Source organism: Nocardiopsis sp. NPDC055824, assembly GCF_053616335.1.
In genome coordinates this window covers 1-3,765 of record NZ_JBSHDN010000347.1, presented here as the reverse complement: position 1 = coordinate 3,765, position 3,765 = coordinate 1, and the positions used below count along the sequence as shown (strand labels likewise).

The window sequence follows — 3,765 nt, the reverse complement described above, 5'->3', positions numbered from 1 at the left end:
CCGCCGCGCGCGGTCAGCCGCCGCTGCCGTCCTTCGCGCCGGTCCCCTCCCCGGGGTCCTCGCCGTCGGCGGTCCCGGACGGCGCAGGGGACGCTGCCGCCGCGGCGCTCCCGCCGCCGGGCTTGCGCGGTGCGGCGGCGCCGCTCCGCGCGGCCTCGGTCCCGCGGCGCCCGCCCGAGGCCTTGCGCCCGGGGGCCGCGCCGCGCCGGCGCGAGCGGTACCACCACAGCGGCCCGGCGCCGAGCACCGCGGCCGCGACCAGGAACGGCAGCAGCCAGCCCGCGACCACGGCGACGCCCCCTCCGAGGGCCACCAGCGCGCGCCAACCGCGCTCCAGGCCGCCGAGGAAGCCGATGCCCTCCTCCGACGGCTCCTCCAGGTAGGTCTCCGGCGGGGTCAGCCGCAGGTGCACCGTCGAGTACGCGGTCTGGTTCGTCAGTGTCTCCAGGCGCGCCTGGAAGGCCTCCAGCTCCGACTGCCGCGTCTGGATCTCGCTCTCCACCCGCAGCAGGTCGTCGACGTCACGGGCCTCCTCCAGGTAGCCGCGCAGCGTCTCCAGCGAGGCCTCGGAGGACGCGATGCGGCTCTCGACGTCCGCCACCTCCTCGGTGACGTCCTCCACGGACCGCTCCAGGTTGGAGCGGTCGCCCAGCTCGCCCAGGGCCTCCAGGGCCCCCTCGTAGCCGTCGTTGGGCACGCGCAGGGTCAGGTTGCCCTCGGGGGTGCCGCCGGCGGGCGTGGAGAGGCTCTCCGAGGCGATGTAGCCGCCCGCCCCGATCGTGAGCTCCTTGGCGAGCTCGGAGGCCTCCGACACGTCGTCCACCCGGACGGTCAGGTCCGCGGTGTGGACGAGGTCGCGCTCGCCGACCTCGACGTCGGCTCCGACCGAGGAGGAGGGGGCGTCCTCCTGCTCGACGCCCCCGCCCCCGTCGTCGGCGCCCACGGCGCGCTCCCCGGCCGCGGCGGGACCCCCCTCGGAGCCCCCGCCCGCGAAGCTGCCGGAGCTGCCGGAGCTGCTGAGCCCACCGGCCCCGCAGGCCGTGAGGAGCAGGGCCGCGAGGCCCACGGAGAACGCTGCCCCGGCGACACGCCGCGCCGGGGGGACCGCTGAAGTAGCCATGAACGTTCGACGCGCCCGGCTCCGCGCCCGGTTGCGGGCCTTCGGTAACGACCCCGCAACAGGGCCGCCGGGACGGGCGGGACCGGGGGGTACGGCGGGGCCCGGCCGGAATCCGTGGGAGGAGGGGCGCCGGAGCGCTCCGCGCCTCGCCGCCGGAAGGGGGCGCCCCCGCCGCCGCACCGTCCCGGCCCCCGTGGCCCGCTCCCCGGCGCCGGAGGGGGACCGAGGCCACCGGGTGCCAGGAGGTATGGCGGATCACTGTGACCCGCGACATCTGGGAAGCTGGTGACATGCCTGAAGCACCGCACGTCGTCGTGGTCGGCGGAGGGGTCTCCGGACTCACCGCCGCGCACCGCCTCCGTGGTCTCGGCGCCGCCGTCACGGTGGTCGAGTCCGCCGACCGCCCCGGGGGGAAGCTGCGCGCGTCCCCGGTGGCGGGGGTGCCCATGGACGCGGGCGCCGAGGCGGTCCTCGCCCGCCGCCCCGAGGCCGTCGACCTGTTCTCGGAGCTCGGGCTGGAGGACCGGGTCGTGCACCCCGGGCCGGGCGCCGCCGCCGTCTACAGCCGGGGCCGCGTGCGCCCCCTGCCCCGGGGCCAGCTCATGGGGGTGCCGGGGGACCTGCGCGCCCTCGCCCGCAGCGGCGTGCTGTCGTGGCCGGGCACCGTGCGTGCCGGGCTCGACCTGGTCCGGCCGCGCACGCCCGTCCGCGGCGACGTGTCCGTCGCCGCCTACGTCGGCGCCCGCATGGGCCCCGAGGTCGTCGACCGCCTCGTCGAACCCCTCCTGGGCGGTGTGTACGCGGGCCGCGCCGACCTCCTCTCCCTGGACTCGACCCTGCCCCAGATCGCGCCGATGGCGCGCGGCGACCGCTCCCTGATGAGGGCGGTGCACACCAGCCTCCGGGGCCGGGGCGCCGCGCCCACCAGGCCGGGACCGGTGTTCGCCTCCCTGCGCGGAGGCGTCGCGGAGCTCGTCGCCGCGCTCGCCGAGCGCCACGCCGCGGACCTGAGGACCGGGACCCGCGCCGCCTCCCTCGAACGCCTCCCCGAGGGCTGGAGGGTGCACCTGGACGGCGGCGAGCCGGTCGCCTGCGACGCCGTCCTCCTGGCGTGCCCCGCCCCGGAGGCCTCCCGCCTGCTCACCGGGCACGCGCCCGGGGCCGCACGCGACCTGGGCGGGGTGCGGTACGCCAGCATGGCGCTCGTGACGCTCGTCCTGCCCGCCGCCGCCTTCCCGCGGCCCCTGACCGGGACCGGGTTCCTGGTCCCGGCGGGGGAGGGGCTCACCGTCAAGGCCGCCACGTTCTCCAGCAACAAGTGGCCCTGGCTCGCCGAGGCGCTGGCCGAGGCCAACCCCGGCGAGGACCTGGTGGCCGTGCGCTGCTCGATCGGCCGGTTCGGCGACGACGCCGTGCTGGAGCGCTCCGACGGGGAACTGGAGGCGGCGGCGCGCGCGGACCTCGCACGGGTCACCGGCATGGCCGGCCGTCCCGTGGACAGCCGGGTCACCCGGTGGAACGGCGGGCTGCCCCAGTACTCCGTCGGCCACGCCGACCTCGTCGAGCGCCTCCGCGCCGACGTGCACCGCGTCCCGGGGCTGGGGGTGTGCGGCGCGGTCTACGGAGGCGTCGGCATCCCCGCCTGCATCGCTGACGCCGACCGGCAGGCCGAACGCCTGGTCGGCGCACTCTCGACCCACGGCCGCAGCGGCGGCGGACACGCCGCCGGAACGAACCAGCAAGGAGTCAACCCGTGACGGGCCAGCAGAACGAAGCCGTCGGCCAGGACGGCACCGACCTCAACAAGCTCATCCGCTACACCATGTGGTCGGTCTTCAAGGTCGACCGCCTCGACGGCGTCGACCGGGGCGCGGCCGCCGACGAGCTGCGCACGCTCCTGGACAAGGCGGCCGAGAGCGGCGTGACCACCCGGGGCGCCTACGACGTGCAGGGCTTCCGGGCCGACGCCGACATCATGTTCTGGTGGGTGGCGGACACCCCCGAGCAGCTCCAGGAGGTCTACACGGCGTTCCGCCGCACGGAGGTCGGCCGCGCCTCGAGCCCCGTGTGGTCGGTCATGGGCCTCCACCGCCCGGCCGAGTTCAACCGGGGCCACGTCCCGGCCTTCCTCGCCGGGGAGGAGCCGCGCGACAACATCTGCGTCTACCCGTTCGTGCGCTCCTACGAGTGGTACCTGCTGCCGGACGACGAGCGCCGCGCGATGCTCGCCGAGCACGGTCGCATGGCCGCCCCCTACCCGGACGTGCGCGCCAACACGGTGTCCTCGTTCGGCCTCAACGACTACGAGTGGCTGCTCGCCTTCGAGGCCGACGAGCTGTACCGCATCGTGGACCTGATGCGCCACCTGCGCGGCGCCAAGGCGCGCCTGCACACCCGCGAGGAGCTGCCGTTCTACACCGGCCGCCGCAAGGGCGTCGCGGAACTGGTCGACGCCCTGCCCTAGGTCCACCGGGCGGAGGGGCCGGTGACGCCCACTCCGCGCGACACGGGCGGAGTGGCCTGCCGGCGGCCGGGCCCCGGCCGTCGCAGGCGCGATGGATTTTGGTGGTCAGTCCGCCTCGGGGACGTCCGAGGGGGTGATCACATTCGTCGTCCCCTTGCCCCACCCCTTTTTGCGGGCGCAC

At 76.6% G+C, this 3,765-nt stretch carries 3 protein-coding genes and 1 pseudogene; 2 read left to right on the top strand and 2 right to left on the bottom strand.

From position 1 onward, the window contains the following. Positions 1 to 13: 13 nt before the first annotated feature. Positions 14 to 1,120, bottom strand: a complete 1,107-nt coding sequence (locus ACWGL3_RS31545) for a DUF4349 domain-containing protein (RefSeq protein ID WP_452462139.1) — start codon at positions 1,118 to 1,120, stop codon at positions 14 to 16. Between the two features lie 110 nt (positions 1,121 to 1,230). Here ACWGL3_RS31545 and hemG point away from each other — a divergent pair, with 110 nt between their 5' ends. Beyond that, complete coding sequence (gene hemG / locus ACWGL3_RS31540) at positions 1,231 to 2,877, top strand: protoporphyrinogen oxidase (protein ID WP_346660248.1); 1,647 nt, start codon at positions 1,231 to 1,233, stop codon at positions 2,875 to 2,877. After that, positions 2,874 to 3,584 (top strand): hydrogen peroxide-dependent heme synthase, encoded by a 711-nt coding sequence (gene hemQ, locus ACWGL3_RS31535; protein ID WP_267949185.1) that lies wholly within the window; start codon positions 2,874 to 2,876, stop codon positions 3,582 to 3,584. Before hemG ends, hemQ begins: the two co-directional genes overlap by 4 nt. 49 nt (positions 3,585 to 3,633) lie before the next feature. Here hemQ and ACWGL3_RS31530 read toward each other — a convergent pair. Next, positions 3,634 to 3,765, bottom strand: a pseudogene (locus tag ACWGL3_RS31530) (IS5/IS1182 family transposase); the annotation flags it as partial.

Excerpts from the sequence above, each read along its gene's own strand:
- ACWGL3_RS31545 (WP_452462139.1), bottom strand. The coding sequence starts at position 1,120 with ATGGCTACTTCAGCGGTCCCCCCGGCGCGGCGTGTCGCCGGGGCAGCG.